We start from the raw sequence: 24,448 nt of genomic DNA on the forward strand, positions 1-24,448 counted from the left end.
TCTTCCTTGTGCTGACGAGGAACAGTGTACCGCACAAACTTGTCGCCGCCGTTTCGCAAATCTTGCGAAAGGCTGTCTTTTCGGAGCGGGTGGCTTACCCTCCGGCTTACATCCGTTTCAGCCGCAGCGTAAATGACGTCCGTTCTCCCGGCCGGCTGTCGAGAGTCAGCGTGCCGCCCATCCGCTCCGCCAGGCTGCGCGCGATCGCGAGCCCGAGCCCGCTGCCCTGGAACGCGCGGTTGCGCGAATCTTCCAGCGTATACAGCCGCTCGAACACGAGCTGCCGGTGCCGCTCGTCGATGCCTTGGCCGCGATCCCACACCTCGATGGCGACAAACTCGCCTTCCTCGCGCGCCGCAAGCCCAACGATGCCGCCTGCGCCGCCGTACCGGATCGCGTTCGACAGCAAGTTGTGCAGCACGCGGCTGGCCGCGTCGTCGTTCGCCAGCGCGAACAGCGGCCGGTCGGGGATGTCGATCGCTACCTCCAGCCCGTGCGCCTGGATGCTTTCGTAGAAGAACAGCATCCCGCTTCGACACACTTCGGCGGCATCGAGCTTCCCCAGCGGCAGCTCGCGATCGCCCGCTTCCAGCGCGGCCAGCTCGAAGTAGCGGTTCATCAGCCCGCGCATCTCCTCCGCCTTGCCGTGCACCTTGGCCGCGAGCCGGCTGCGTTCCGCCCTGTCGTCCGGCGGCGCGTCGCCGGTCAGCGTCTCCGTGACGCCGAGCACCACCGTCAGCGGCGTCTTCAGATCGTGCGCCAGGTTCGCCAGCAGCGTGCGCTGCGCCGCTTCCTTGCGCGCATATTCGGCTTTCGTGCGGCTGCCGGCCGCAAGCAGCCGGTTCACGGCGACAAGCAGCTCGCGCAAGCCGCGGTCGCCCGTATGCAGCAGCACCTGCTCCGCCGTATCGCCGGCGACGATGTCGTCCAGCTTGCGGCGAATGTAGGCGAAGCCGCGGCTGCGCCGGCGCATGGCCGCCGCCAGCCAGACGACGGCAAGCGCCAGCGCCGCGACGGCGGCAAGCAGAATCGGCACCATCCTACAGTTCCCCCAGTTTGTAGCCGATTCCCCACACCGTCTTGATGTAGCGCGGCGCCGACGGATCGTCCTCGATTTTCTCCCGCAGCCGGCTCATGTGCACCTGAATCGCGTTTTCGTCGCCGAAATACTCGTCCTGCCACACGGCGCGATAAATTTGCTCCTTCGAAAACGCCCGCTTCGGGTTCGCCATCAGCAGCTTGAGGATAAGCAGCTCCTTGGCGGTCAGCTTCAGCTCGCTGCCGTTTTTGCTGACGGACAGCCGCACCGGATCAAGCGTCAGTTCGCCTGCGCGCAGCACCTCTTCGGCTTCCGACTGCTGCGGATGCGCGTAGGTCGTCGCGCGGCGCAGCGCCGCCTTCACCCGCGCCGACAGCTCGACAAGCGAAAACGGCTTGGCCAGGTAGTCGTCGGCGCCGAAGCCGAGGCCGAGCGCCTTGTCGACGTCGCTGTCGCGCGCGGATACGATCAGCACCGGCACATAGCTCGTCCGCCGCAGGCGCTGCAGCAGCTCCGTGCCGTCCATGCCCGGCAGCATCAGATCGAGCAGCACGAGGTCGATCGGCCGGGCGCCGCCGAACAGTCGCAGCGCTTCTGCGGCGTCCTTCGCGCGCGTGACGGCGAAGCCGTCTTTCGCCAGGTGTACGGCGACCATCTCGGCGATCGCATCGTCATCTTCGACGAGCAGGATGTGGCGCGATTCGGTGAGCATGGATAGGCTCCTTTCGTTCTTGTGATGCGATGTTTACGGTTATCATAGCATAGATGGTCGGCGGCTATGGAACTGGTGCTTTGACGGTTGGCGGCTGGCACGATTTCAGCCCTGTCAGGCACACGCGGAAAAACCGCGGCTACCTCTTGTCGTCGAAAATAGGCCATGAAAAATGGCTTATTCCCCCCATTTTAGGCGCCTCGTCGAAAATAACCAGTGAAAACACTGGCTATTGGGTTCGACCTACCTCAAATTTGCCCTTGGCAACCAAATAGCCAGTGAAAACACTGGTTATTTCTTCGCGACCGGCCTTTTGGGGCGAAATAACCAATAAAACATGGCCTATTTTCGCATCTCCCGGCTCTGGCCCGCTCCGACCCCGCACTATGTTTCATTTTTCGTCGAGTTGAAGTTTTTGCAGTACCAGCGACTCCTAGTTCGCGTCTGTTGGTTATTCCATTGGCTCAGACTGGTGCGGCAGTGCGTGTATGGGGAGAGGAGGGGATGAGGGGGCGGTGGTCAGTTGAAGGATGTGTTTGCCGGTTATCCCGTCGGGTCAAGTTGGCGTTTGGATGGATCGAGTTTGAAGGGTATACCTGTGAATGATGTCCCTGCATCTTAGGGGTCACTTATCTTGAAATGGGATAAGCGTTGTTGATGCTTGAGATTGAGCCAAAGGGATAACGAGCAGAATGGAAGTTACGGAGAGGGCTGCTCCGTTCCAGTCTGAGCCAAGGGGATAACGGGCAGAAGGGGAGTCCGGGGAAGACATTTCGTTCAGGTCCGCCAATTATTTTCGCGGCTGGACATATCTCATCTTCGGGGAATCGTTTACAATGGAAAAAGTGGCTACAGCCCGAACTGCGCAGCCAATCGCTGCGGATCGCGAAAGGAGCTTAAGATGATCGATCGACAAGTGGAGTTGCATAATGTAGCGGAATTGGCGGAAGTCCCGGGCCGGGAAGGCAAGCTGCTGCAGCGCGTGCCGGAGACGGTGCGGCAGCACATACGCGAAGGGGCGGCGACCGTGTATCGCAGTGCCGCAGGCTGCGAAATCCGCTTCGTCAGCGACTGGAACCCGGTCAAGCTGACGCTGGCCTGCCATAGCGGCGAGACGAAAGCTTATTTGTATTATGGCGATTTCCAAGGGCCAAGCTTTACGATCAAACCCGAGCCGACAACGATCGAACTAACGCCGCCGGCGGCGGATTTCCTGCGCCGGGCGGATTTTGACGGGAGCGCGTACCCGCACCATCCCCGCGTCTGGCGGCTGCTGTTCCAGGGCGGGGAAATTCACCTGCTCGACATCGAAGGAGCGAGCTTGCGTCCGCCCGCGGCGGACGAGCTGCCGAAGCTGCGCTACCTCGCTTACGGCACTTCGATCACGCAAGGCGCGGCAGCCACTCATCCGAATCTCAGCTATGTGAAACAAACGGCCTGGCGGCTCGGGGCCGATGCGATCAACCTCGGCGCCAGCGGCAACGCCTACTGCGAGCCGGCGATCGCGGATTACATCGCGGCGCGGGACGACTGGGACATCGCTACGGCCTGCATCTCCGTCAACATGCTGAACCAGGGCGTCACGGCGGCGGAATTCGCCGACAAGGCGCGGTATTTCGTCCGCACCATCGCCGGCAACACGAACCGGCCGGTCGCGTGCATCGGACTGTTCCCGTTTTTCGGCGACCTCGGCTACGTCTGGCCGGACCGTCACCCGCAAGCGACCCCGGACGAGTACCGGGCGGCGCTGCGAAGCATCGCGGAAGACCCGTCGCTGCCGAACGTCAGCTACATCGACGGCCGCGAGTTGATGACGTCGCTGCGCGGCCATGCGTCGGATTTGCTCCATCCCGGCGACAATGCGATGATCGAAATCGCCGAACATTTGGCGCCGCGGCTGAAAGCGCTGCTGAAGCGCAACTGATTCCAAAACAGCCGCTCCACCCGGATGGGGGAGCGGCTGTTTCGCTTTTGGCCGGCGCTACTTGCCGTTGTTCAGCAGTTTGTACCCGTAAGCCGCAATCAGTGCGCCTACGGCGGGAGCAAGAATGAACACCCACAGCTGCGACAGTGCGTCGCCGCCCTGGATGATCGCCGGGCCGAAGCTGCGGGCCGGGTTGACGGACGTGCCCGTCAGGCCGATGCCGAAAATGTGCACCAACGCCAGCGTCAAACCGATGACGACGCCCGACAGCGAGCCGATGCCGGCCGATCCGCTCGATGCCATTACGACGTAAACGAACACGAAGGTCAGCACCACTTCCACCACGATCGCCATCCACTCCGAAAGGCCGAGCGCGAATCCGGAGCCATAGCCGTTCTCCCCGAGGGTAGTCACCGTTTTGCCCGCGGAGTCGATGATCGCATACAACAGTCCGGCGCCGGCGACCGCTCCGGCCGCTTGCGCGACCACATACCCGATGAAATCCTTCACCGACATCCTGCCGCTGACGAGCATGGCCAGCGATACCGCGGGATTGATATGGCAGCCGGAAATCGCGCCGATCACATAGGCCATTGCCACAAACGCCAACCCGAACGCCAATGCCACGCCAAGCGTTCCGAGTTCCCCTCCGCCCGTCGCCGCGCTGCCGCATCCGAACAATACCAGGACGAACGTGCCGATCAATTCCGCCGTATACTTTTTCCACGATGGATTCATGCCGACTCCTCCTCGCCTTAATATCCTTCCGTTACGATTTGTATGCGTTTGCTCTGGAAGAAATGCCCTCTCGTCCACTAATGCGGCAAAGAAATCTGGACAGTGCGAAGGAGGCCATGTTACACTTGATCTAATCGATTAGATCGAGCGGCGAAAGGTCCATTGCGTTCGCTTCATTCGGGCATTACCGACGGTTGTCGGATTCCATACGTTTGCCGCAGCTCAGCAGACACAAGGGGGAGTATGCATGACAACAACTATTGACCGGCTTTCCAACTATATCGGCGGCAAGCGGGTTCCTTCGCGAAGCGGTTCCGCGGAGCCGGTGTTCAACCCGGCCACGGGAGAAACGCTGGCGGAAGTGCCGCTGTCGTCGGCCGAAGAGGTGCGGCATGCCGTTGAGGTGGCGGCCGAAGCGTTCCGGACGTGGAGCCAGGTTGCGGTACCGAAACGAGCCAGAATCTTGTTCAGCTACCAGCAGCTTCTCGTGGCCCACTGGGAAGAGTTGGCGAGAATGATCACCATGGAGAACGGCAAAAGTTACGCGGAGGCGTACGGCGAGGTGCAGCGGGGCATCGAATGCGTCGAGTTCGCGGCAGGCGCGCCTACGCTGATGATGGGCAACATGCTGCCCGACATCGCAACGGGAATCGAATCGGGCATGTATCGCTACCCGATCGGCGTGGTCGGCGGCATCGCCCCTTTCAATTTTCCGATGATGGTGCCGTGCTGGATGTTCCCGCTGGCCATCGCATGCGGAAACACCTTCGTCCTGAAGCCGTCCGAGCGCACGCCGCTTCTTGCGAACCGTCTCGCGGAATTGTTTGCCGAAGCCGGGTTGCCGGACGGCGTATTCAATGTTGTCCACGGCGCCAGGGAAGTGGTGACGGAACTGTTGGAAAATGAAACGGTGCGCGCCATCTCCTTCGTCGGGTCCCAGCCGGTAGCCGCGCATGTTTACAAGACAGCGGCCGCGCACGGGAAGCGGGTGCAGGCGCTCGGCGGCGCGAAGAACCATTCCATCGTCATGCCGGACGCGGATTTGAAGCTGGCCGTCAAAGAGATTATCGGCGCCGCCTTCGGCTCGGCGGGAGAACGCTGCATGGCGGCGTCAGTCGTCGTTGCCGTCGGCGATATCGCCGATGCGCTGGTCGCCGAACTGACCGCAGCGGGGCAGCGCATCGTGATCGGCAACGGGCTGGAGCAGAATGTGTTTCTTGGCCCGGTCATCCGGCAAGCGCACAAGGAACGCACCGTCGCTTACATTCGCAAAGGCGAAGACGAAGGAGCGCGGCTTGTGCTGGACGGCCGCCTTGCGCCGCAAGCGGAGGCGGACGGTTATTTCATCGGGCCGACAATATTCGATCACGTGCGCAGCGACATGGCCGTCTGGCGCGATGAAATTTTCGCTCCGGTGCTTTCGATTGCCCGGGTGAGCACGTTGGAGGAAGCGGTGGAGCTCGCCAATCGTTCCGATTTTGCCAATGGAGCGTGCATTTATACGGACAGCGCCAAAACGATCCGCCGCTTCCGCGAAACGATCGACGCCGGGATGCTCGGGGTCAATGTGGGGGTGCCGGCGCCGATGGCCTTTTTCCCGTTTTCCGGATACAAAATGTCCTTTTACGGCGATCTGCATGCGAACGGCCGCGATGGCGTCGAATTTTATACCCGCAAAAAGATGGTCGTGGCCCGCTACTAAGCAGCGCATCATTCATTCGTCGGAAGAGCTTTCGCGAAGGCGGAGGCTCCGCCGGCCCGTGCGCGGAATACCTCCTTTGCGAAAAGATGTGGTATGCTGATGAAAATCCAAACGATTCGACAGGTGAGGAATTTTCATGGCAACGATCAAAGACATTGCCCGTCATGCGGGAGTTTCTGTGGCTACGGTATCTTACGTGCTGAACGATACTCGTTATGTATCCCCTGACAAGAAGGAAAATGTGCTGCGGGCGATTCGCGAGCTGAGTTATGTCCCGAATGCGGTGGCCAGAGGATTGCGTGTCCGGAGGAGTCAAACGATCAGTCTGGTGCTGTCGGATATTACGAATCCGTTCTACCCCGACCTGGCGAGAGCTTGCGAAGAAGTGGCGCGAAGCAAGGGATATGCCTTGAACATGATCAATACCAACGATCAACCCGGCGCGGTCGGGCTCGCCGCCAAGCAGCTGCGGGAGGGCAAGGTGGATGGCATGATCGTGTCCACGGCGTTGGAGTTTGACCGCGAGGCGCTGCTCGACCTGGTGAAGATGGGCTTCCCGGTCGTCCTGGTGCACCGCCGTCTGGACGGCCTCCCGATCGATACGATCGTATCGGATAACGAGGCGGGCGGTTATATGGCCGCCAGGCATCTGATCGAGCTCGGCCATCGACGGATTGCCTTCGTCACGGGAGTGAACGGCTCATCCGTCAATATTTCCCGCATGGCCGGCTACCGGAGAGCCATGACCGAAGCGGGCATCCGGGTGTTCCCCGAATGGCTGGTTTCCGGAGAAGCCAAATACCGGCCGAGCTACGATGCGGCCGCTGCGTTGCTGCGGCTTCCGGGCGAGGTGCGCCCTACGGCGATGATCAACTTGAGCGATATCGGCGCGCTCAGCGTACTTGACGCAGCGGCCGACGCCAACGTGCGCGTGCCGGAGGATTTGGCCGTGATCGGGTTCGACGATCTGTTCTTCGCATCGGCGCGCCAGATTCAACTGACAACGGTTCGCATCCCAAGGTATGAGCTTGGCAAGCTGGCCGCCGAACGACTGTTCGAGCGCATGACTGCGTCTGCCGATACCGAGCGGCAAGAGACGGTTCTCCCGGTGGAAATGATCGTGCGCAACACTTGCGGCACTCATTTGCGCACGCGAGCGAATCAATAGAACTCACTCACGATTCGATCGTCATTCCGTCGTACGCGACCGAGACGGCATACTCGGATTGGTCGAAGACGTCCTGCATCTCTTCATGCAGCAACGTATGCGCCGTGTTGACGTGGGAAGCGTAGATGGCGGTCCCCGTTCCGACCGCTCCGATTTCCCGCATGCGGTCCAGCATCAGGAAGAAGTTGGGGATATCGAGATGCCCGCCAACCCGGAGCGGGCACATCCGCAACGCGGTGCGCGATGCCTTCGAGCACGGCTTTCGCCATTTGCTCGCGATCCGTCCGGAAGCTCAGGCCGACAAATACCCCGCGCGTTTCTCCGTTCCAATAAGGAGCTCCAAGTCCGTTCAAGGACGGGATGAACCACGGGGTTTCCCTGTCCGTCGCGCTTTCGGTCCATTCGTCGACCCAGCGCTCCGACCATGTCTGCAGTTGCGCCAAGTCCGCGAACAGGCCGGCCGCCTGGCAGGCCCACTCGATAGCGGAGCCGGCGGCGAGCACCGCGCCGTCCATCGCATACGCGATGCGCCCGTTGCCCGTCCACGCCACCATGGTGGATATCGCCGCATCCCGGGTTGCCGGCAATTCGCCGCCGATGTTGGCGTACACGAAGCAGCCGGTGCCGTAAGTGCAGCTTGCCGTCCCCGGGCGGATGCAGTTTTGGCCGTACAACGCGGCCGGCTGATCGACGAGGCTGACCTTGATCGGCGACCGGATGCCGCACAACGCTTGCGCATCGGTCATGCCGAAATCGCCGGTGGAATCGAGCACCCCGGGCAGCCACTGCCGGTCGATCCGCCAATAGGCCAATATGTCTTCGTCCCACTGCAAGCTGCCGATATGAAACAGCTGCGTGCGCGCGGCGGTCGAAACGTCCGTGACGAACGAGCGGCCGCCCGTCATCTGCCAGATGAGCCACGAATCGAGCGTTCCGCACACCGCGGTGCCCTCCTCGATGCCACGCCGGACGGCGGGCACCTCATTGGCCATCCAACGTATTTTGGTCGCGGAATAATACGAATCGATCGGCAGCCCGGTCTTCGCGATCACGCGTTCCGGCAAGTCGGCATCGTGCCGCCAGCTGTCGGCAAGCGTTGCGGATCGTTTGCACGACCATACGACGGCCCTGCATAACGGCTCGCCTGTTCGCCGATCCCAGAACAGCGCCGTTTCCCCTTGGCCGGCCAGCCCCTCCGCGGCGATCGATGCGGGATCGATTGCCGCGCCGTCAAGAGCTTCTGCAACCGCGCGCTTCACTTGCTCCCAAATGTCCAGCGGGTCGTGCTCCACCCAGCCGGGCTGCGGATAATATTGCGCATGCTTGCGGTACGATTGCGAAACGACGGCTTGCCTGCGATCCAGAAGGAGCACTTTGGTTCCGGTCGTTCCTTGATCGATAGCAAGCAGCAGGCCGTTGTCCATGGCCATTCCTCCAACATTCGCTTGAAACGCAGTTGCGTCACTTGCTCTCGAAAAGTGGACCGCCGCGTCGTAACTTGCGCGGATACGCTGCCGCTCGTGCTTGCCGCCAGCGGCGGCTGCGCCATATGGCTCCGGGCGAATAAGCCATAAAAAGTTGCTTATCGGACTCATTTTGGGGTGCCGATCGAAAATTGCCAGTGAAAACACGGGTTATTTGAGCCAAACAGCCCCAATCCGGGCAAATTTGCACGAATAGCCAGTGAAATCACTGGCTATTTTGTTGCGCCTGCTCACTTTAAGCGGAATAGGCCATAAAACAGGGTCTATTTCGCCAACCCCACCCCGATTCGCCCCGTGTAAAACATTACCAGCCCCTCCGCGGCCTCTACTCCTCATTGGGCATTTCGGCTTTTTCCACATATTAGGTGTTGATCCTTCTATCTCACTCCTTCATAATCGCATGTAACCGAAAGGAGTGAATCATCTGTGAAAAAATGGAACGTTGCTATCGCCCTTCTCGCGAGTATGTTGTTTCTCGGGATCGGCAGCGGACAACCTCAATATGCTCAAGCGGCTCCCGCTTCGATATTGAAACAAGGCAGCGCAAACGGCGATGTTTGGGACGTGCAATTCCGGCTCAAATTGCTCGGCTATTACGAGTTGAAGCTCGACGGCATGTACGGGCCCGGCACGGCAACCGCCGTGCAAAACTTCCAAAGCGACTACGGCCTGAGCGCCGACGGCGTTACCGGTCCGGCCACGACGCAAGCGCTGCAAACTTTTTCGCTGAATCGGAGCGAGCTGGATATATTGGCCAAAGTCATTTACAGCGAAGCGCGGGGCGAGTCGTACGAAGGACAGGTGGCGGTCGGAGCGGTCGTCATGAACCGGATCGAGTCCGGCAGCTTCGGCGACGACATCGAGGATGTCGTGTTTCAACGCGGCGCCTTCACCGCGGTCAGCGACGGCCAGTACAACCTGACGCCGGACGAGACGGCTTATCAGGCTGCCGAAGACGCCGTGCGGGGCTGGGACCCGACGGGCGACGCGCTGTATTACTTCAATCCGAAGACCGCCACCAGCGCATGGATCTGGTCGCGGCCGCAGACGGTGCAGATCGGCAATCATATTTTTGCCCAATAGGAATTACGTTCCCGCAAATAACGAGCGGCCCGGTCAACGGGCGGCTCGTTTTCGAGTCATGTTGCGGAACAGCTCCGCTTGGCGAACAATCCGAAAATGGCACGGGTTTCTCTCGCCGATGCACCGTCCTGCGTTCTTACGGTGCTGTTACATTAGTGAGCGAGGTGATTTTACATATCGAAATAGCGGCGAAATCAACCGCCGGAGTGACGTCAAGAATGACAATGCCTTCTCCCGTTCTAACAATCGTTGCATTCTGAATGTTGTTAAAAAAACCAAAGCCGGCTGTCGTTACATCGGTAGTTGACCCAATATTCTGATTCAAGAATTCGCGTAATGGCGCCTCGCAACATGCACAATCTCCGGTTCTGGGTGTCATAGGCGGTTGAAGCAGCGTAACGTTCTGCACTTGCGGAGCGGCAACGCCAATCACTTCGCAAATGGGAACTACCGATACGTTGGCTCCCTGGGTAATCGTGACCAGGAAATTACTCACGCTATTGATGGTCGAATTAACAAAAGTTCCAGGCGGGTTGCTGGTCGTACCCAGCGTAACGCCAGGCACGTTCACTAATTGCGACAAAACATTTTGCATCGGATTCACGCAACAGTCGCATTCGGACGAAGCCGGCGGGCCTGCCGGCCCTTGCGGACCTTGAAGCCCTTGCGGCCCTTGCGGTCCTACCGGACCTTGCGAGCCTGTCAGTCCCTGCGGTCCTTGCGGTCCTGCCGGGCCCTGGATGCCCGTTTGTCCCTGGGGACCTGTCAGTCCCTGCGGCCCTTGAGGTCCCGCAGCTCCTTGGCATTTTACCCTTACCACCTTGTTAACGATCTTTCTTTTTTTGGGGCAACAAACGATCGGCTTACGGCATTTCTTTTTGTGATGAACCAAAGCTCCCATGAAAATAAGCACCTCCCGGTTGGAATGGTTTATCCTATGGGGGACAAACATCCATTGGGTTGGACTAATATCTAGTAAAAGCTTGGATAAGAATCTAAAAAAACAAAAATAGATGTTTGACTCGTATGATCTTCATCTCGCTAATGCCGCGATGTCCCGATTGTTCGGCAATAACGGGAATCCGCCCGCTTCGGCTTGAGATTGGCCGCGCCGCGTCATATGATTAGCTGGTAGCAGGAGTGGAGTTGGGAAAAAGGAGACTTGCCGCGATGACCGCCATACCTGCAGGACGCATCCTGATCATGACCGCCGTCGACGCGGAGCGCGACGCCGTGCTGCGCGGCCTGCGCGGCGCGGACGGCTTCGACGTCCGGCTCGCCGGCGTCGGCCCGGCGCTGGCAGCCGCGCGCACCGCCGCGGCGCTGGCCGGCGGGGCGTACCGGCTCGCAATCAGCGCCGGCATCGGCGGCGGCTTCGCCGGGCGCGCAGCCGTCGGCACGCTGGCCGTCGCCAGCGCCATTGTCGCCGCCGACCTTGGCGCCGAAACGCCGGACGGCTTCCGCGGCGTGGACGCGCTCGGCTTCGGCAGCACGCGCGTGCCCGTAGACGCCGCGCTGGCCGAGCGGCTGACCGCGGCGCTGCGCGAAGCCGGGCTGGCCGCCTGCTGCGGCCCCGTGCTGACGGTGTCGACCGCGACCGGCACCGCCGCCACCGCGGCCGAACTGCAAGCGCGCGTGCCGGGCGCCGTCGCCGAAGCGATGGAAGGCTTCGGCGTCGCCGCGGCCGCAGCCGATAACGGCGTGCCGGCGCTGGAGCTGCGCGCGATATCGAACGCGGTCGGACCGCGCGACCGGAGCGCCTGGCGCATCGGCGACGCGCTTGCCGCGCTGGAAGCGGCAAGCGTTCATTTACCGGAGGTGCTACGATGACAACAAAGAAGGGCAGCGACGCGCTGCCGATCGCTTTCTCTCCGTGTCCGAACGACACGTTCGTGTTTCACGCGCTTGTCCATGGGCTCGTGCCGGGCGCACCGCAGCTTGACGTGACCTACGCCGACATCGACATTACGAACCGGCTTGCCGCCGGGCCGGACGGGCTCGACGTGATGAAGATTTCTTACGCCGCGCTCCCCTGGGTGCTGGGCGACTATGCGCTGCTGCCGTGCGGCGGCGCGCTCGGCCGCGGCTGCGGCCCGCTCGTGCTGACGGCGGGCGCCGCAACGCCTGCGGATCTTGCCGGCAAACGCGTCGCCGTGCCGAGCGATCGCTCGACGGCGTACTTGCTGTTCCGGCTCTGGGCGGCGCAGACGATTCCCGGCGGCGTCGGCGAGATCGTCGTGATGCCGTTCCACGAAATCATGCCCGCCGTGCGCGACGGCGCGATCGACGCCGGACTCGTGATCCACGAAGCGCGTTTCACGTACCCGAACTACGGGCTGACGATGCTGACCGACCTCGGCAGCTGGTGGGAGACCGACACCGGGCTGCCGATTCCGCTCGGCGCGATCGTCATTCGCCGCTCGCTGCTGCCCGAACGCGACAAGCTCGCCGGCTGGATCCGCGCCTCGGTCGAATACGCGTGGGCGCATCCGGAAGCGTCGCGCGGCTACGTGCTCGAGCATTCGCAGGAGCTGGCGCCGGAAGTGGTGCAGGCGCACATTGACCTGTACGTCAATTCCTTCACCGCCGAGCTTGGCGAGGACGGCTACGCCGCTGTCGAAGCGCTGCTTGGCCGCGCAGCGAAGGATGGGCTCGTTCCCGCCTTCGACCTGATCTTGCTGCGCTGAGCGAGGATGAGGTAAAAAAACGCAACCGCCGGCTCCGTTTTTAACGGAGTTGGGGTTGCGTTTTGGCGTTGGCGCGGCGATGGTGCAGCAAGTAGTAAACGCCGGAAGATGCAAAAACGATCAGCGCCGCCAGCACATACATGTCGCGGTAGCTCGTATGCGCGGCAACGACGCCCAGCACGGACGAACCGATGCCGTAACCGGAGTCGAAAAACAGGAAAAACGTCCCCGTCGCCAAGCCGCGCCGGTGCGCGGGCGACTGCTGGATCGCAATCGTCTGGTAGCTCGGCAGCAGCGCTCCATAACCAAGGCCAAGCACCGCCCCCGCGGCAAGGAACGCAACCGGCGCATAGGCCAGCCCAAGCCAGATCATGCCGCCGGCGAACAGCAGCAGGCCGCCGTACACGAGCCCGTTCGGACCGGAGCGGTCATACCGGCGCCCGGTGAACGGCCGCGATACGACGATCGTCGCCGCGAACACCATAAAGAAGTAGCTGGCGATCGCGCCGAAGCCGATTTCTTTGGCATATACGGACAGGAAAGTCGATATCGTGCCGTAGGCGAATGCCAGCAGCGTTCCCGTCAGCGAAATCGGAATCGCTTCCTCGACCACGTAACGCCGCCAGCCGACTGCCTGCCCCGCCTTTGCCGCCCCGGCCGGCCGCGCCGGAATGCGCAGCACCGCGCCGGAAGCGAGCGCCAGCAGCGCAAACAGCAAACAAGTCAGGAACATCGCGTTCATCTCGTATTGCTCGACAATCGACAACCCGATGAACGGGCCGATTACCATCGCCAGACTCATGAACAAACCGAAGTAGCCGATCCCTTCGCCCTTGCGATGCTCCGGCACAAAATCGACCGCAATCGCCCCCGTCGCCGTCGCCGCAATGCCGAAGCCGATGCCGTGGGCCACGCGCAGCAGAAGCAGCACGTAATAATCGTGCACGAAGCTGTAGGCGACGCTGCAGACGAGGAACAGCACCAGCGAAAAGAGTACGATCTTCTTGCGGTTCCACTCGTCCAGCCATCGGCCGGCAATCGGCCGGAACACGACATTGGCCAGAATGAACGCCGTCATCACCAGCCCGATCCGCTCCTTGCCGACCTGAAGCGATTCCTCTACATAAACCGGCAGCGTAACCGCCAGCATATAAAACACCAGAAACAGAAAAAAACTGCTCAAACAAACCGCCACATAGTTGCGGTTCCACAGCTTGTCCTCCGCCATGCGCGCCTTTCCCCCCGCCACAAATTCCCGTCTTCTTCGGCAGGCATCCGAACCGATGCCCTTGATTATAGGAGAGCGCTCCCCACGTGTCAAAAAAAGCCGGCATCCGGCGGTCTGGCAATGACACCGCAACATTTCGAATGCGGACGTGCGGCGGTCTGGGGTAAACTAGAAGCATGAGGTGATGCGGATGGAATGGCCGGAACATACGATGTGGGACGCCGTTGTCCGTTGCGACGGCGATTATGACGGGAAGTTTTATTATGCGGTTCGCACGACCGGCATTTGCTGCCGCCCTTCCTGCCGGTCGCGCACGCCGGTTCGCGACAATGTTTGCTTCTTCGCGCGGCTGGCGGATGCGCTCGGCGAAGGCTACCGCCCGTGCAAAAGATGCCGCCCCGACCTGCTCGAACCGCCCGGCGACCGCGACGTCGTCCGCGATGCGCAGGCGGTGATCGCACGGCGCTACACGACCGGGCTGACGCTGGACGGGCTGGCGCGCGAGGTTGGCATGAGCCGCTTCCACCTGCAGCGCACGTACAAGCGCGAGGCCGGCGAATCGCCTGCGGCGTCGATCGCCAAGCTGCGCGTCGCCAACGCGAAGGAACTGCTGCGCGGCACCGCGTTGTCCGTGACGGAAATCGCGCACGAGGTGGGCTTCAAGAGCGCGTCGCATTTTTCCGTGGCGTTCGGGCGGCAGGTCGGCTGCTCTCCTGTCGCCTACCGGGCGGCACGCCGGAAGGAGGCGGATGACCGTGCGGATTTCACTGCCCGCTGATTTTCGCTATGACGAGGTATTGTTGTACTTGAACCGCAATGCCCAGGAGCCGCTGCATGCCGTCGACGCGGAGCGGCGGACGGTGACCAAGGCGTTCCGCGGGCAGCGGGGGCCGTTGTTGGTTCGGATCGCGATGGCCGCGGATGGCGAACTGGACGTTGCCTTTCCGTTGGCGGAGCCGGATGAAACGGAACGCGCTGCCGCGGCGCATTACATCGCCGAATGGCTGGATTTGGGCCGCGATCTGGCGCCGTTCTACCGGCTGGCGGAGAACGATCCGATCTTGCGCAAGGTGGTGCCGCGATATCGGGGTATGCGAATCGTCGGCGTCGGCGACTTGTTCGAGGCGCTGGCCTGGGCGATCGCCGGCCAGCAGATCAGTTTGCATGTGGCGTACGGGCTGAAGAAGCGACTTGTGGAAGCATACGGCGATCCCGTTGCGTTCGAGGGCCGGGATTATTGGCTGTTCCCGGAGGCGGCGCGCATCGCCGGATTGGCCGAAGAGGAGCTGCAGGCGCTTAAATTTACGCGAAGCAAAGCCGCTTACTTGCTCGGCGTGGCGAAGCTGATGGACGCAGGCGAGTTGTCGAAGTCGAGCTTGCTCGCCGAAGGCGATTTGGCCGCAATGGAGCGGCGGCTGACGGCGATTCGCGGCGTCGGCAAGTGGACGGCGAATTACGCGGTGATGCGCTGCTTGCGGCATCCGGACGCGTTCCCGCTGGCCGATGTAGGGCTGCACAACGCGCTGAAGCTGGTGCTCGGCCTGGACAGCAAACCAAGCCTGGCGGAAATCGAACGCTGGGCGGAAAGCTGGGCCGGTTGGCGGGCGTATGCGACATTTTACTTGTGGCGGGCGTTGACGCCCTCATAAGGCATTATGGGGAAGGGAGTTCTGGACAATGACGTTGCAAAAAAACTACTACAAGTCACCTATCGGCTGGATCGAGCTTGCGTCGGAGAATGGAGCGCTGACCGCCATTGTACTGACCGAGCTGGCAGACGATTATGAGCCGGCGCCGACGGAAACTACGTCGGAGCATCCCGTGCTGGTCGCGGCGGCGCGGCAGTTGGACGAGTACTTCGCCGGCGAGCGGCGAGAGTTCGATCTGCCGTTGGCGGAGGCGCGCACCGCGTTCCGGGCCGACGTGCTGCGGCGGGTGCGGCAGGTGCCGTTCGGCGAAACGCGGAGCTATCGCGACATCGCCGTCGCTTGCGGCAACAGCCACGCCGTGCGCGCCGTCGGAGGGGCCAACGGGAGCAACCGGCTGATGATCGTTGTGCCGTGCCACCGCATCGTCGGCGCGGACGGCAGCCTGACCGGCTACGCCGGCGGTTTGTGGCGCAAGGAGTGGCTGCTGCGCCACGAGGCGCAAGTGACGGCGGGCGGGCAGCACGCCTGAGCGCGGCTCACTGCTTACGCCTGAAATAAGCCATGTTTGATTGGCTATTTCGCCAAAAGTAGTCCGCGAATTCAAAATAGCCAGCGAAATCGCTGGCTATTTCTCATAAACGGGCCGTTTTGGAGGCTGTTTGCCCACAATAGCCAGTGTTTTCGCTGGCTATTTGCGACGAGCCGCCTCAAAACGGACAAATAGGCCAATTTTCATGACCTAGTTGCTCGCCTCTCTCCTACCGCACCCGCGTCGAGCCGTCGTACGTGCCGATGGCGCCGTACAGGTCCGGCCGACGGTCGCGGAAAATGCCCCACTCGAGCCGCTGCGTCTCGATCAGGTCGAGATCGAATTCGGCCACCAGCACGGCTTCGTCGGTGCGGCCGGCGTCGGCGATTTTGTTGCCGGTCGGGCCGGCGATAAACGAAGAGCCGTAGAACGTGATCGAGAAGTCCTCGTCTGCTTCGACGCCGATCCGGTTCGAAGCGATGACCGGCATCAGGTTGGCCGCGGCATGGCCGAGCATCGTCGTCTGCCAATGGTCCTTCGAATCGATGCTGCCGTCCTGCGGCTCGGAGCCGATCGCCGTCGGATAGAACAGCAGCTCCGCGCCCATCAGCGCCATGCAGCGCGCCGCTTCCGGGTACCACTGGTCCCAGCAGACGCCGACGCCGATTTTGGCATAGCGCGTATTCCATACTTTAAACCCCGTATCGCCCGGGTTGAAATAAAATTTCTCCTCATACCCCGGTCCGTCCGGGATATGGCTCTTGCGGTACGTGCCGAGCACTTCGCCATCCGCGTCGATAACCGCCAGCGAGTTGTAGCGCGCGTAATTGCATTTTTCGTAGAAGCTGATCGGCAGCACGACGCGAAGCTCCCTGGCGACGGCGCGGAAATGATTGACCGCCTTGTTGGCCGCCAGCTCCGTTGCGTAGCGGTAGTAGTCCGACTTCTCCTTCTGGCAGAAGTAAGGCGTCTCGAACAGCTCCTGCAGCAAAATGATTTGCGCGCCTTCGCCCGCCGCCTTGCGCACGAGCGCCTCCGCCTTGCGAATGTTGTCGTCGATATCCCACGAGCAGCTCATTTGCGTCGCCGCCACTTTGACCGTTCTCATCGTTTGCTTGTCCTCCCGACTCCGTACTTTGCTCCGTACTCTGTGACCTCTCCGCGCTCCTACCGCTTCGGCATCTGCTGCGTCGTGCAATGCACATTGCCGCCTTCGCCGATGACGGCCATGCCGTCGACCGTGCGGATCGTACGATCCGGGAAACACGCCGCCAGCGCTTCCGCCGCCTGCCGGTCGGTTTCCGCCGCGTCGCCGCCGAACACGGGCAGAATGATGCCCCCGTTGACGAAGTAAAAGTTCAAATAACTGAGCGTCAATCGTTTGCCTTCCCGTTCGCGCCGCGGCGGCTGCGGAATGGCTACAATCTCGAACGGACGCCCTTTCGCGTCCGTCGCGCCGCGCAGCGCCTCCAGGCTTTCCTGCGTAATCGCATAATTGTCGTCGGCAGAGTCGTCGCATACTTGCAGGATGACTTTGCCCGGTGCGGCGAAGCAGGCGATGTTGTCGACGTGCCCGTCCGTTTCGTCGCCGCTCAAGCCCCGTTTCAGCCAGACGATCTTCTCGACGCGCAAATAGTCGCGCAAATACGCCTCAATCCGCTCCCGGTCGAGGTCCGGGTTGCGGTTCGGGTTGAGCAGGCACTCCTCGGTCGTCAGCAGCGTGCCTTCCCCGTCCACGTGGATCGAGCCGCCCTCCAGCACGAACGGCGCGTCGAACCGCCGCACCCCGAAGCGGGCCAGAATCGCCGGGGCCACCGCATCATCGAGGTCCCACGGCGCATATTTGCCGCCCCAGGCGTTGAATTTCCAGTTGATGCCGGCCAACTCGCCGTCATTGCCGACGACGAACGTCGGTCCGTTGTCGCGCAGCCAGGCGTCGTTATGCGGCACCGCCAAACAGGAGATCCGTTCGTTGTCCGCGAACCGTTCGCTTACACCGGCCTCGTCCTCCGGATTCACAATAATCGTCACCGGCTCGAATTCGGCGATCGCCCGGATCGTGCCCTCGTAACCCGCGCATACGGAGTCGTAGTCGTCCGGGTACACCATGGAGTCCTGAATCGGCCAGGAAATGAGCGTTCGTTCGTGCTCCGCCCATTCCGGCGGCATCCGGTAAGTCAACAAGTTCGCTTGCATAGCAACCTCCTGCGTGATTTTGCGATCGATCGTTTGTCGCGCGCGTCGTTCCATCCCTTCATCATATCTTATAACCGCCCGCTCCACAAACGCCCGCACCGTTTGTCCCGCGTGTCATATAATGGCTGGTGTCGAGAGACGATACCCTCGCAACGGAGCGTGAACGAAGTGCCGCTGCCCGCCATTGACGTCATCATCCCCGCGATCGAAAAAGATCTCGGGACGCTCCCCCACGTCATCGACAGCGTGCGCAGCATGGTGCAGCATCCGATCGACACGATCATGATCGTATCGCCGGATACGCCGAAGATGCGCCAGCTGTGCGCGCGCAAGCGATGCGTGTTCGTGAACGAGAACACCGTCCTTCCCATCACCAAGAAGCATATCAACTACCGCTCGGCCAAATGGGACCGTTCCGGCTGGATGTACCAGCAGCTGCTGAAACTGAGCGGCGACAAGCTGAGCGATCGCGACTACTACCTGACCATCGACGCCGACACCGTGCTGCTGCGCCCGCATCGGTTTATGACGGAGGGGGGACGGACGATTTTTTATTATCGGAACTGGAGCCAGCCCGAATACTTCGTCACGTACCGCAAGCTGATGGGACGCGCCAAAGCCGCGCCCCGCTCCTTCGTCACGCACTACATGCTGTTCAAACGCTCCCGCGTCGCCAGACTGAAACGGACGATCGAGGACAGGCACCAAACGAGCTGGTACAAAGCCATCCTTCGTTCGATCAACCGCAAGAAGCAGTTTGCCTTCTCGGAATTCGAGACGTACGGCAACTACTGCCACAGCTACGATCCGCACGGCTACCGGTGGAAGCCGGCGCGCAATGTCGCGCTTTCGCTGAAGATGTCGCAATTGACGCCGGAGAAGCGCAGGAAGCTGGCGCTCTCCTACCGCTCCGTTTCGCTGCACAAGCGCAAGTGGTACACCCGGCAGCACCATTGACCCTGCACCTCTGCAAGCCGCCGCGGCCGATCGCCGGGCGGCTTGTCTTGCTTCGGCCGCAAGCGGGCGGCGGCAAGCAGAGCGGGGCGTTGTGTGCTATTCTATTGCTAGGTTATGCAACGGCGAACGGAGGAGCAGGATGAATATCGTCGAATTGGAAGAGCGGCATTTGCCGGACGCGCTGGCGATTTATAATCATTACGTGGCGCATACGACCGTCTCGTTCGATCTGGAGCCGCTTGATCTGGACGACATGCGGAGCAAGGCGCTGAGCGGGGACAACCGCTTCCGTTCGTACGCGATAGTCGAAGGAGATTCCCTGATCGGCTACGCGCTGCTTGCACGGCACAAAGCGAAACCGGCTTACGACGTTACCGCCGAAGTCACGATTTATTTGGCCCCCGCCCATCTCGGCCTTGGGATCGGGCCGGCAGCCGTCGCGCATCTGGAAGCGATGGCGAAGGAGCTCGGCTTCCACTCGCTTGTAGCGGTTATTTGTACGGAAAACGAACGCAGCGCGCGGCTGTTCGAGCGCCTCGGCTACGAACGGTGCGCCCTGTTCCGCGAAGTCGGCCGCAAGTTCGACCGCTGGCTCGACGTTGCCAGTTATCAGAAGATCATTTAAGCTGCGGAATGGGACGAGCCTTCTCGCGTCCAGGGCCGACGCGGGGATCCACAATTAATTGACAGCCTCATATCACCGATTCGGGTTACGGTGGGTGAAATAAGCCGGATTTTGCTCCGACCCCGGTTACGGCGGTGATTTAAGCCGGATTTTCCGGCTTATTTGCCCCGATCCGGGTTACGGCGGCGATTGTTACGGGCGGCGATGCAAGTCTATAAAAAAGTCCCAAGGAGGAGCTCCCATGAAGCAAAACAAATACGACGATCCCGCGTTTTTTGCCGCGTACGGCCAGATGTCCCGCTCCGCGGTCGGGCTAGACGCCGCCGGCGAATGGCCGGCGCTGCGCGCGCTGTTGCCCGAGCTGCGGGGCAAACGCGTGCTCGACCTCGGCTGCGGCTACGGCTGGCACTGCCGGTACGCGCGCGAGCAACAAGCCTTGTCCGCGCTGGGAGTGGACATTTCGGAGAGCATGCTCGCGAAAGCCCGAGAGATGACGGACGACCCGGCCATCTCCTATCGCCGGCAAGCCATCGAAGACATCGAACTGGACGAAGGCGCGTACGACGCGGCGCTCAGTTCGCTGGCCCTCCACTACGTCGAACGGTTCGACGCCGTCTGCCGCCAGGTGTATCGCGGCCTGGCGCCGGGCGGCAGCTTCGTTCTGTCCGTCGAGCACCCGATCTTCACTTCGCGCGACGAGCAGGATTGGCACTACGGCCCGCAAGGGGAACGGCTGCATTGGCCCGTCGACGGCTACCAGGACGAAAGCGTGCGGCGCACCCGCTTCCTTGGCCACGAGGTCGTGAAGTACCACCGCACCGCATCGACTTACGTCAACACGCTGCTGGACGCCGGCTTCCGCATCGACCGGCTGAGCGAGCCGCAGCCGACGCCGGAGATGCTGGCGTCCGTGCCCGAGATGAAGGACGAAACGCGCCGTCCGATCTTCCTGCTGATCGCCGCATCCAAATCTGCTAGTAATCAGTGATTCGTTGCCTACCCCGCGCTAGTCGCCCCCGATATAATGGGGGTGAACGGCCGCACAGCGGCCGCATGACGCGCGGACGGCCGCGGCTGTCCGCAATACTGTCGGGCGAAAGGTTGACTCACGGATGACACGCACCGGAAACGCGACTCACCGCATCACTTTGCTGGCCATCGACGATCAATCGCTGCCGTACCGGCGCCAGGCCGGACTCCACCTCGGCAAGCCGGCCGTACGGCCCGAGCCGGTGCTCGCGGCCAGCCCGTGGGGGAGCGGCGCGCCGGACGATTCGGCAGCCCACTTCTACGGCACCGTGCTGCAGGACGAAGGCAAGTTCCGCATGTGGTACTACGCCTGCCACTGGGGCGTCAACCCCGACTGGCCGCCGCACAAGCTGCAGCAGGTCGCCCGCAAGCCTTCCTGGTTCCTTGACGAGGAGATGCCGCTGATTCAGGGACCGCTTTGCTATGCGGAAAGCGAGGACGGCCTGTCCTGGACCAAACCCGCGCTCGGCCAGGTGCTGTTCAAAGGCAGCCGCGACAACAACGCGCTGGAACTGCCCCACACGATCGTCAGCGGTGCGATCGTCATCCGCGACGACGACGATCCCGATCCGACCCGGCGTTACAAAATGACGTATCAATTTTTCCCCGACCAGACCGTGCCGCCGATCGACGAGAACGGAACCGTAACGTCAGTGGCGCTGGCGGTTTCGCCGGACGGCATCCGCTGGACGACGACCGGCATCCCGTTTCGCAACCAGTTCGTCGAGCCCTCCTCCTTCATCAAGCACAATGACCGATACATCATCCATTACCAAACCGGCAAACGCGAATTCGGCGAAGGCGGCACCGCCTGTGGCCGCAGCGGCCGGGCACGGGCGACGGCGGATTTTGACGCGTGGCCAGATCTGTACGCCGAAACGTTCGCGCTGCCCGAGCCGGAGGACCGCAGCCTGCGCGGCCTCGGCGGCTCGTACGACCAGGTGCACCTCGGCGTCGGCGCCGCCAGCTTCGGCAATGTGTGCGTCGGCCTGTACGGCTTGTGGCACAGCGCCGATTTCGGCCCTGGTTTTGGCGACATTTCGTGCGATCTCGGCCTGCTCGTTTCGAACGACGGCATCAAGTTCCGCGAGCCGGTCAAAGGGCACCGCTTCATCCGCCGCGAGGATTCGCCGCCGACGCCCGTGCCGGGCTACTCGTTCAACACCATTCTGGCGCAGGCCAACGGCATCCTGAATGTCGGCGACGAAACCCGCATCTACCACGGCCGCTGGCGCAACGTCGGCGGGTTCACGAACAACGACGCGTTCAAGCACTACTACGCCGAAGTCGGCCTTGCCACGCTGCCGCGCGACCGCTGGGGCGCGTTTGCCATCGATCCCGACGCCGAAGACGGCGCCGTCGTCTCCGCGCCGATCTTGCTGCCCGCGGACGCCGCACGCTTGGCGCTCAATGCAGACGGCGCGGCGGGCATTACCGTCAGCCTGCTCGACGAGCGGCAACGACCGATCGCCGGCTTCGAAGAAGGCCGCGCAGCAGCAGGCGACGGGCTGGAGTCGCGCATCGTCTGGCCCGGCCGCGAGTTGGCGGAGCTGGCCGGCAGGACGGTCGTCCTGCAAATTGCGATGCGGCGGCGTACGGACACGGACGCGGGTGAACCGCGCGTTTATGCGTTATATATAGACTGAGGACGCGTCAGGGAGGAACACGTCGGCGGCATGTCGAACTGAAACCCGAGGAGCAATCTCGCCATTCCATCGCGCACGCGCGCGGGAAAGAAGGTTCGATATGGCCGATATCGTCATTTTGCACAAGCTGACCGAAGAGTCGCAGGAACGGATTCGCGCGGTGGCGCCCGGGCGCAGCCTTGCGCTGGCCCTTACGGAGGAAGACCGCCGGCGGGAGCTGCCGGAAGCGGAAATCGTCGCCGGCTGGCACCCGGACGCCGCCGGCATCTGCCTGAAGCCGGGCACGAAGCTGCGCTGGCTGCAGGGCTGGGGCGCCGGCGTCGATCGATTCCCGCTGGCGGACATGGCCGCATGCGGCGTCATCATGACGAATGCGAGCGGGGTGCACGCTTACCCGATCTCCGAGCTGATCGTCACGTTCATGCTGATGTTGACCCAAGGCACGCAGCGCACCGTCCGCAACCAACTCGGGAAGCATTGGCGCCCCGGCAGACAGGCGGAAATCCACGGCGCCACGGTCGGCATTCTCGGCGTCGGCGCGATCGGCCTGGAAACGGCGCGCATCGCGCAAGCGTTCGGCATGACGGTACTGGGCATGCGCACATCCCCCGAGCCGCTGCCCGGCGTCGACCGGATGTATGCGCCGGACGGTCTGGACGCCATGCTGGCGCAATGCGACTACGTCGTCAACACGCTGCCGCATACGCCCGAAACGGACAAGCTGATGAACAAGGAACGGTTCGCCGCGATGAAGCGATCCGCCTACTACATCAACATCGGCCGCGGCCGGACGACGGACGAGCAGGCGCTGATCGCCGCGCTGCGGGACGGCACGATCGCCGGCGCCGGCCTCGACGTGTTCGAGCAGGAGCCGCTGCCGGCGGACAGCCCGCTGTGGGAGATGGACAACGTCATCATCACGCCGCACCAGGCGGGAGCGACGGTCCATTACGAGGAGCGGGCGGTCGCCATTTTCGTTCGCAATTTGCAGGTCTACGTCGACGGACGCGAACCGTCCGAAAGCAGAGTCGATTTAGCCAAACGGTACTGAGAACCTGAACCCAAACACGAGGGATGTTCTCAGGGTAAGGCAAAGTTCAACCCTGCAGCGGCGTTTCCGCGAGCGGCGGACGAAATAAGGTTGATTTCAGCCTTGCAGCGGCGTTTCGGCGAGCGACGGACGAAATAAGGCTGAAATCAGCCTTGCAGCGGCGTTTCGGTGAGTAGCGGACGAAATAAGGCTGATTTCAGCCTTACAGCGGCGTTTTCGCGAACGGCAGACGAAATAAGGCTGATTTCAGCCTTGCAGCGGCGTTTCGACGAGTAGCGGACGAAATAAGGCTGATTTCAGCCTTACAGCGGCGTTTCGGTGAGTAGCGGACGAAATAAGGCTGATTTCAGCCTTACAGCGGCGTTTTCGCGAACGGCAGACGATATAAGGCTGATTTCAGCCTTACAGCGGCGTTTCGGCGAGCGGCGGACGAAATAAGGCTGATTTCAGCCTTGCAGCGGCGTTTCGGTGAGTAGCGGACGAAATAAGGCTGATTTCAGCCTTACAGCGGCGTTTTCGCGAACGGCAGACGATATAAGGCTGATTTCAGCCTTACAGCGGCGTTTCGACGAGTAGCGGACGAAATAAGGCTGATTTCAGCCTTACAGCGGCGTTTTCGCGAACGGCAGACGAAATAAGGCTGATTTCAGCCTTGCAGCGGCGTTTCGGTGAGTAGCGGACGAAATAAGGCTGATTTCAGCCTTGCAGCGGCGTTTCGGCGAGCGGCGGACGAAATAAGGCTGATTTCAGCCTTGCAGACCCCCATGCCGCCGGGGCGGCACCACAGTGGAGTGAAATGTATTTCCAGGGTAGCGGGTCCGCAAAGCAGCTGCAGCGCATGAAACATGCGCTAATCGTGCCGTGGCTGGTCCGCGTGTACCTTTGTCAAGAAAGTAGACACACAATTTAAGCGATCTGCTGTTGCTCGTAGTACCTTTTTTCGCATAAATGCGGGGTGAGGTAACCAATTGACGAATGGATGCGAGTGCGATTGTAATCAA

General features: G+C 61.8%; 22 protein-coding genes. 14 read left to right on the plus strand and 8 right to left on the minus strand.

All coding sequences use genetic code 11. The annotated features are described in order from the left end of the window. Positions 1 to 106 precede the first annotated feature (106 nt). On the minus strand, positions 107 to 1,039 hold the full coding sequence (locus EXY20_RS29010) for a sensor histidine kinase (protein ID WP_135555779.1): 933 nt from the start codon (positions 1,037 to 1,039) through the stop codon (positions 107 to 109). 1 nt (position 1,040) lies between these two features. After that, on the minus strand, positions 1,041 to 1,751 hold the full coding sequence (locus EXY20_RS29015; RefSeq protein WP_135555781.1) for a response regulator transcription factor: 711 nt from the start codon (positions 1,749 to 1,751) through the stop codon (positions 1,041 to 1,043). Positions 1,752 to 2,652: 901 nt separating this feature from the next. Here EXY20_RS29015 and EXY20_RS29020 point away from each other — a divergent pair. Beyond that, positions 2,653 to 3,675, plus strand: a complete 1,023-nt coding sequence (locus EXY20_RS29020) for a GDSL-type esterase/lipase family protein (RefSeq protein WP_135555782.1) — start codon at positions 2,653 to 2,655, stop codon at positions 3,673 to 3,675. 57 nt (positions 3,676 to 3,732) lie between these two features. Here EXY20_RS29020 and EXY20_RS29025 read toward each other — a convergent pair whose 3' ends face one another. Continuing rightward, positions 3,733 to 4,413, minus strand: a complete 681-nt coding sequence (locus EXY20_RS29025) for an MIP/aquaporin family protein (RefSeq protein ID WP_135555784.1) — start codon at positions 4,411 to 4,413, stop codon at positions 3,733 to 3,735. A gap of 247 nt (positions 4,414 to 4,660) precedes the next feature. Between EXY20_RS29025 and EXY20_RS29030 the strand changes: the two genes are divergently transcribed. Beyond that, the gene (locus EXY20_RS29030; RefSeq protein WP_135555786.1) at positions 4,661 to 6,115 is read left to right on the plus strand and encodes a CoA-acylating methylmalonate-semialdehyde dehydrogenase; all 1,455 of its coding nucleotides are present in this window, start codon (positions 4,661 to 4,663) and stop codon (positions 6,113 to 6,115) included. Positions 6,116 to 6,251: 136 nt separating this feature from the next. Continuing rightward, complete coding sequence (locus EXY20_RS29035) at positions 6,252 to 7,283, plus strand: LacI family DNA-binding transcriptional regulator (RefSeq protein WP_135555787.1); 1,032 nt, start codon at positions 6,252 to 6,254, stop codon at positions 7,281 to 7,283. Positions 7,284 to 7,366: 83 nt separating this feature from the next. Here the strand turns inward: EXY20_RS29035 and EXY20_RS29040 are convergent, their stop codons facing one another. After that, positions 7,367 to 8,707, minus strand: coding sequence for an FGGY family carbohydrate kinase (locus tag EXY20_RS29040; protein WP_167859602.1), 1,341 nt, complete (start codon positions 8,705 to 8,707; stop codon positions 7,367 to 7,369). A 525-nt stretch (positions 8,708 to 9,232) separates the two neighbouring features. Here EXY20_RS29040 and sleB point away from each other — a divergent pair. Next, positions 9,233 to 9,850 carry a spore cortex-lytic enzyme gene (sleB, locus tag EXY20_RS29045; protein WP_135555818.1) on the plus strand — a complete coding sequence of 206 codons (618 nt, stop codon included), beginning with the start codon at positions 9,233 to 9,235 and terminating at the stop codon, positions 9,848 to 9,850. A 136-nt stretch (positions 9,851 to 9,986) separates the two neighbouring features. Here the strand turns inward: sleB and EXY20_RS40350 are convergent, their stop codons facing one another. Next, positions 9,987 to 10,751 (minus strand): hypothetical protein, encoded by a 765-nt coding sequence (locus tag EXY20_RS40350; RefSeq protein WP_268966435.1) that lies wholly within the window; start codon positions 10,749 to 10,751, stop codon positions 9,987 to 9,989. Positions 10,752 to 11,020: 269 nt separating this feature from the next. Here EXY20_RS40350 and EXY20_RS29055 point away from each other — a divergent pair, with 269 nt between their 5' ends. Then, the gene (locus tag EXY20_RS29055) at positions 11,021 to 11,680 is read left to right on the plus strand and encodes a futalosine hydrolase (RefSeq protein WP_135555791.1); all 660 of its coding nucleotides are present in this window, start codon (positions 11,021 to 11,023) and stop codon (positions 11,678 to 11,680) included. A 23-nt stretch (positions 11,681 to 11,703) separates the two neighbouring features. Further along, entirely contained in the window at positions 11,704 to 12,537 is an 834-nt protein-coding gene (locus EXY20_RS29060; protein ID WP_135555820.1) for a 1,4-dihydroxy-6-naphthoate synthase, read from the plus strand. Between the two features lie 40 nt (positions 12,538 to 12,577). Here EXY20_RS29060 and EXY20_RS29065 read toward each other — a convergent pair whose 3' ends face one another. Then, positions 12,578 to 13,765 (minus strand): MFS transporter, encoded by a 1,188-nt coding sequence (locus EXY20_RS29065; RefSeq protein ID WP_135555793.1) that lies wholly within the window; start codon positions 13,763 to 13,765, stop codon positions 12,578 to 12,580. Between the two features lie 190 nt (positions 13,766 to 13,955). Between EXY20_RS29065 and EXY20_RS29070 the strand changes: the two genes are divergently transcribed. The 3 genes from EXY20_RS29070 to EXY20_RS29080 are packed head-to-tail and all read left to right on the plus strand — an operon-like array spanning position 13,956 to position 15,943. Next, on the plus strand, positions 13,956 to 14,543 hold the full coding sequence (locus EXY20_RS29070; protein ID WP_167859604.1) for a bifunctional transcriptional activator/DNA repair enzyme AdaA: 588 nt from the start codon (positions 13,956 to 13,958) through the stop codon (positions 14,541 to 14,543). Then, entirely contained in the window at positions 14,521 to 15,414 is an 894-nt protein-coding gene (locus EXY20_RS29075; protein ID WP_235886243.1) for a DNA-3-methyladenine glycosylase family protein, read from the plus strand. Before EXY20_RS29070 ends, EXY20_RS29075 begins: the two co-directional genes overlap by 23 nt. 28 nt (positions 15,415 to 15,442) lie before the next feature. Beyond that, positions 15,443 to 15,943: a methylated-DNA--[protein]-cysteine S-methyltransferase gene (locus EXY20_RS29080; RefSeq protein WP_207671351.1), complete on the plus strand. Its 501-nt coding sequence runs from the start codon at positions 15,443 to 15,445 to the stop codon at positions 15,941 to 15,943. A 229-nt stretch (positions 15,944 to 16,172) separates the two neighbouring features. On the opposite strand, the gene aguB is transcribed toward EXY20_RS29080, so the two are convergent. Both aguB and EXY20_RS29090 read right to left on the minus strand, forming a co-directional pair. After that, positions 16,173 to 17,051: an N-carbamoylputrescine amidase gene (gene aguB / locus EXY20_RS29085; protein WP_135555799.1), complete on the minus strand. Its 879-nt coding sequence runs from the start codon at positions 17,049 to 17,051 to the stop codon at positions 16,173 to 16,175. Positions 17,052 to 17,110: 59 nt separating this feature from the next. Next, the gene (locus EXY20_RS29090) at positions 17,111 to 18,139 is read right to left on the minus strand and encodes an agmatine deiminase family protein (protein WP_135555801.1); all 1,029 of its coding nucleotides are present in this window, start codon (positions 18,137 to 18,139) and stop codon (positions 17,111 to 17,113) included. A gap of 168 nt (positions 18,140 to 18,307) precedes the next feature. Here EXY20_RS29090 and EXY20_RS29095 point away from each other — a divergent pair, with 168 nt between their 5' ends. From EXY20_RS29095 to EXY20_RS29115, 5 genes are all read left to right on the plus strand, one after another. Next, on the plus strand, positions 18,308 to 19,096 hold the full coding sequence (locus EXY20_RS29095; protein ID WP_207671352.1) for a DUF6492 family protein: 789 nt from the start codon (positions 18,308 to 18,310) through the stop codon (positions 19,094 to 19,096). A gap of 139 nt (positions 19,097 to 19,235) precedes the next feature. Next, positions 19,236 to 19,721, plus strand: coding sequence for a GNAT family N-acetyltransferase (locus EXY20_RS29100; RefSeq protein ID WP_135555803.1), 486 nt, complete (start codon positions 19,236 to 19,238; stop codon positions 19,719 to 19,721). A gap of 241 nt (positions 19,722 to 19,962) precedes the next feature. Continuing rightward, positions 19,963 to 20,709, plus strand: coding sequence for a class I SAM-dependent methyltransferase (locus tag EXY20_RS29105; protein ID WP_135555805.1), 747 nt, complete (start codon positions 19,963 to 19,965; stop codon positions 20,707 to 20,709). Positions 20,710 to 20,833: 124 nt separating this feature from the next. Beyond that, complete coding sequence (locus tag EXY20_RS29110; protein WP_135555807.1) at positions 20,834 to 22,396, plus strand: hypothetical protein; 1,563 nt, start codon at positions 20,834 to 20,836, stop codon at positions 22,394 to 22,396. A 100-nt stretch (positions 22,397 to 22,496) separates the two neighbouring features. Next, positions 22,497 to 23,447, plus strand: coding sequence for a D-2-hydroxyacid dehydrogenase (locus EXY20_RS29115; protein ID WP_135555809.1), 951 nt, complete (start codon positions 22,497 to 22,499; stop codon positions 23,445 to 23,447). Positions 23,448 to 24,448 lie beyond the last annotated feature (1,001 nt).

Source organism: Paenibacillus cymbidii, from assembly GCF_004764705.1.
Classification (GTDB): Bacteria; Bacillota; Bacilli; order Paenibacillales; family NBRC-103111; genus Paenibacillus_AN; species Paenibacillus_AN cymbidii.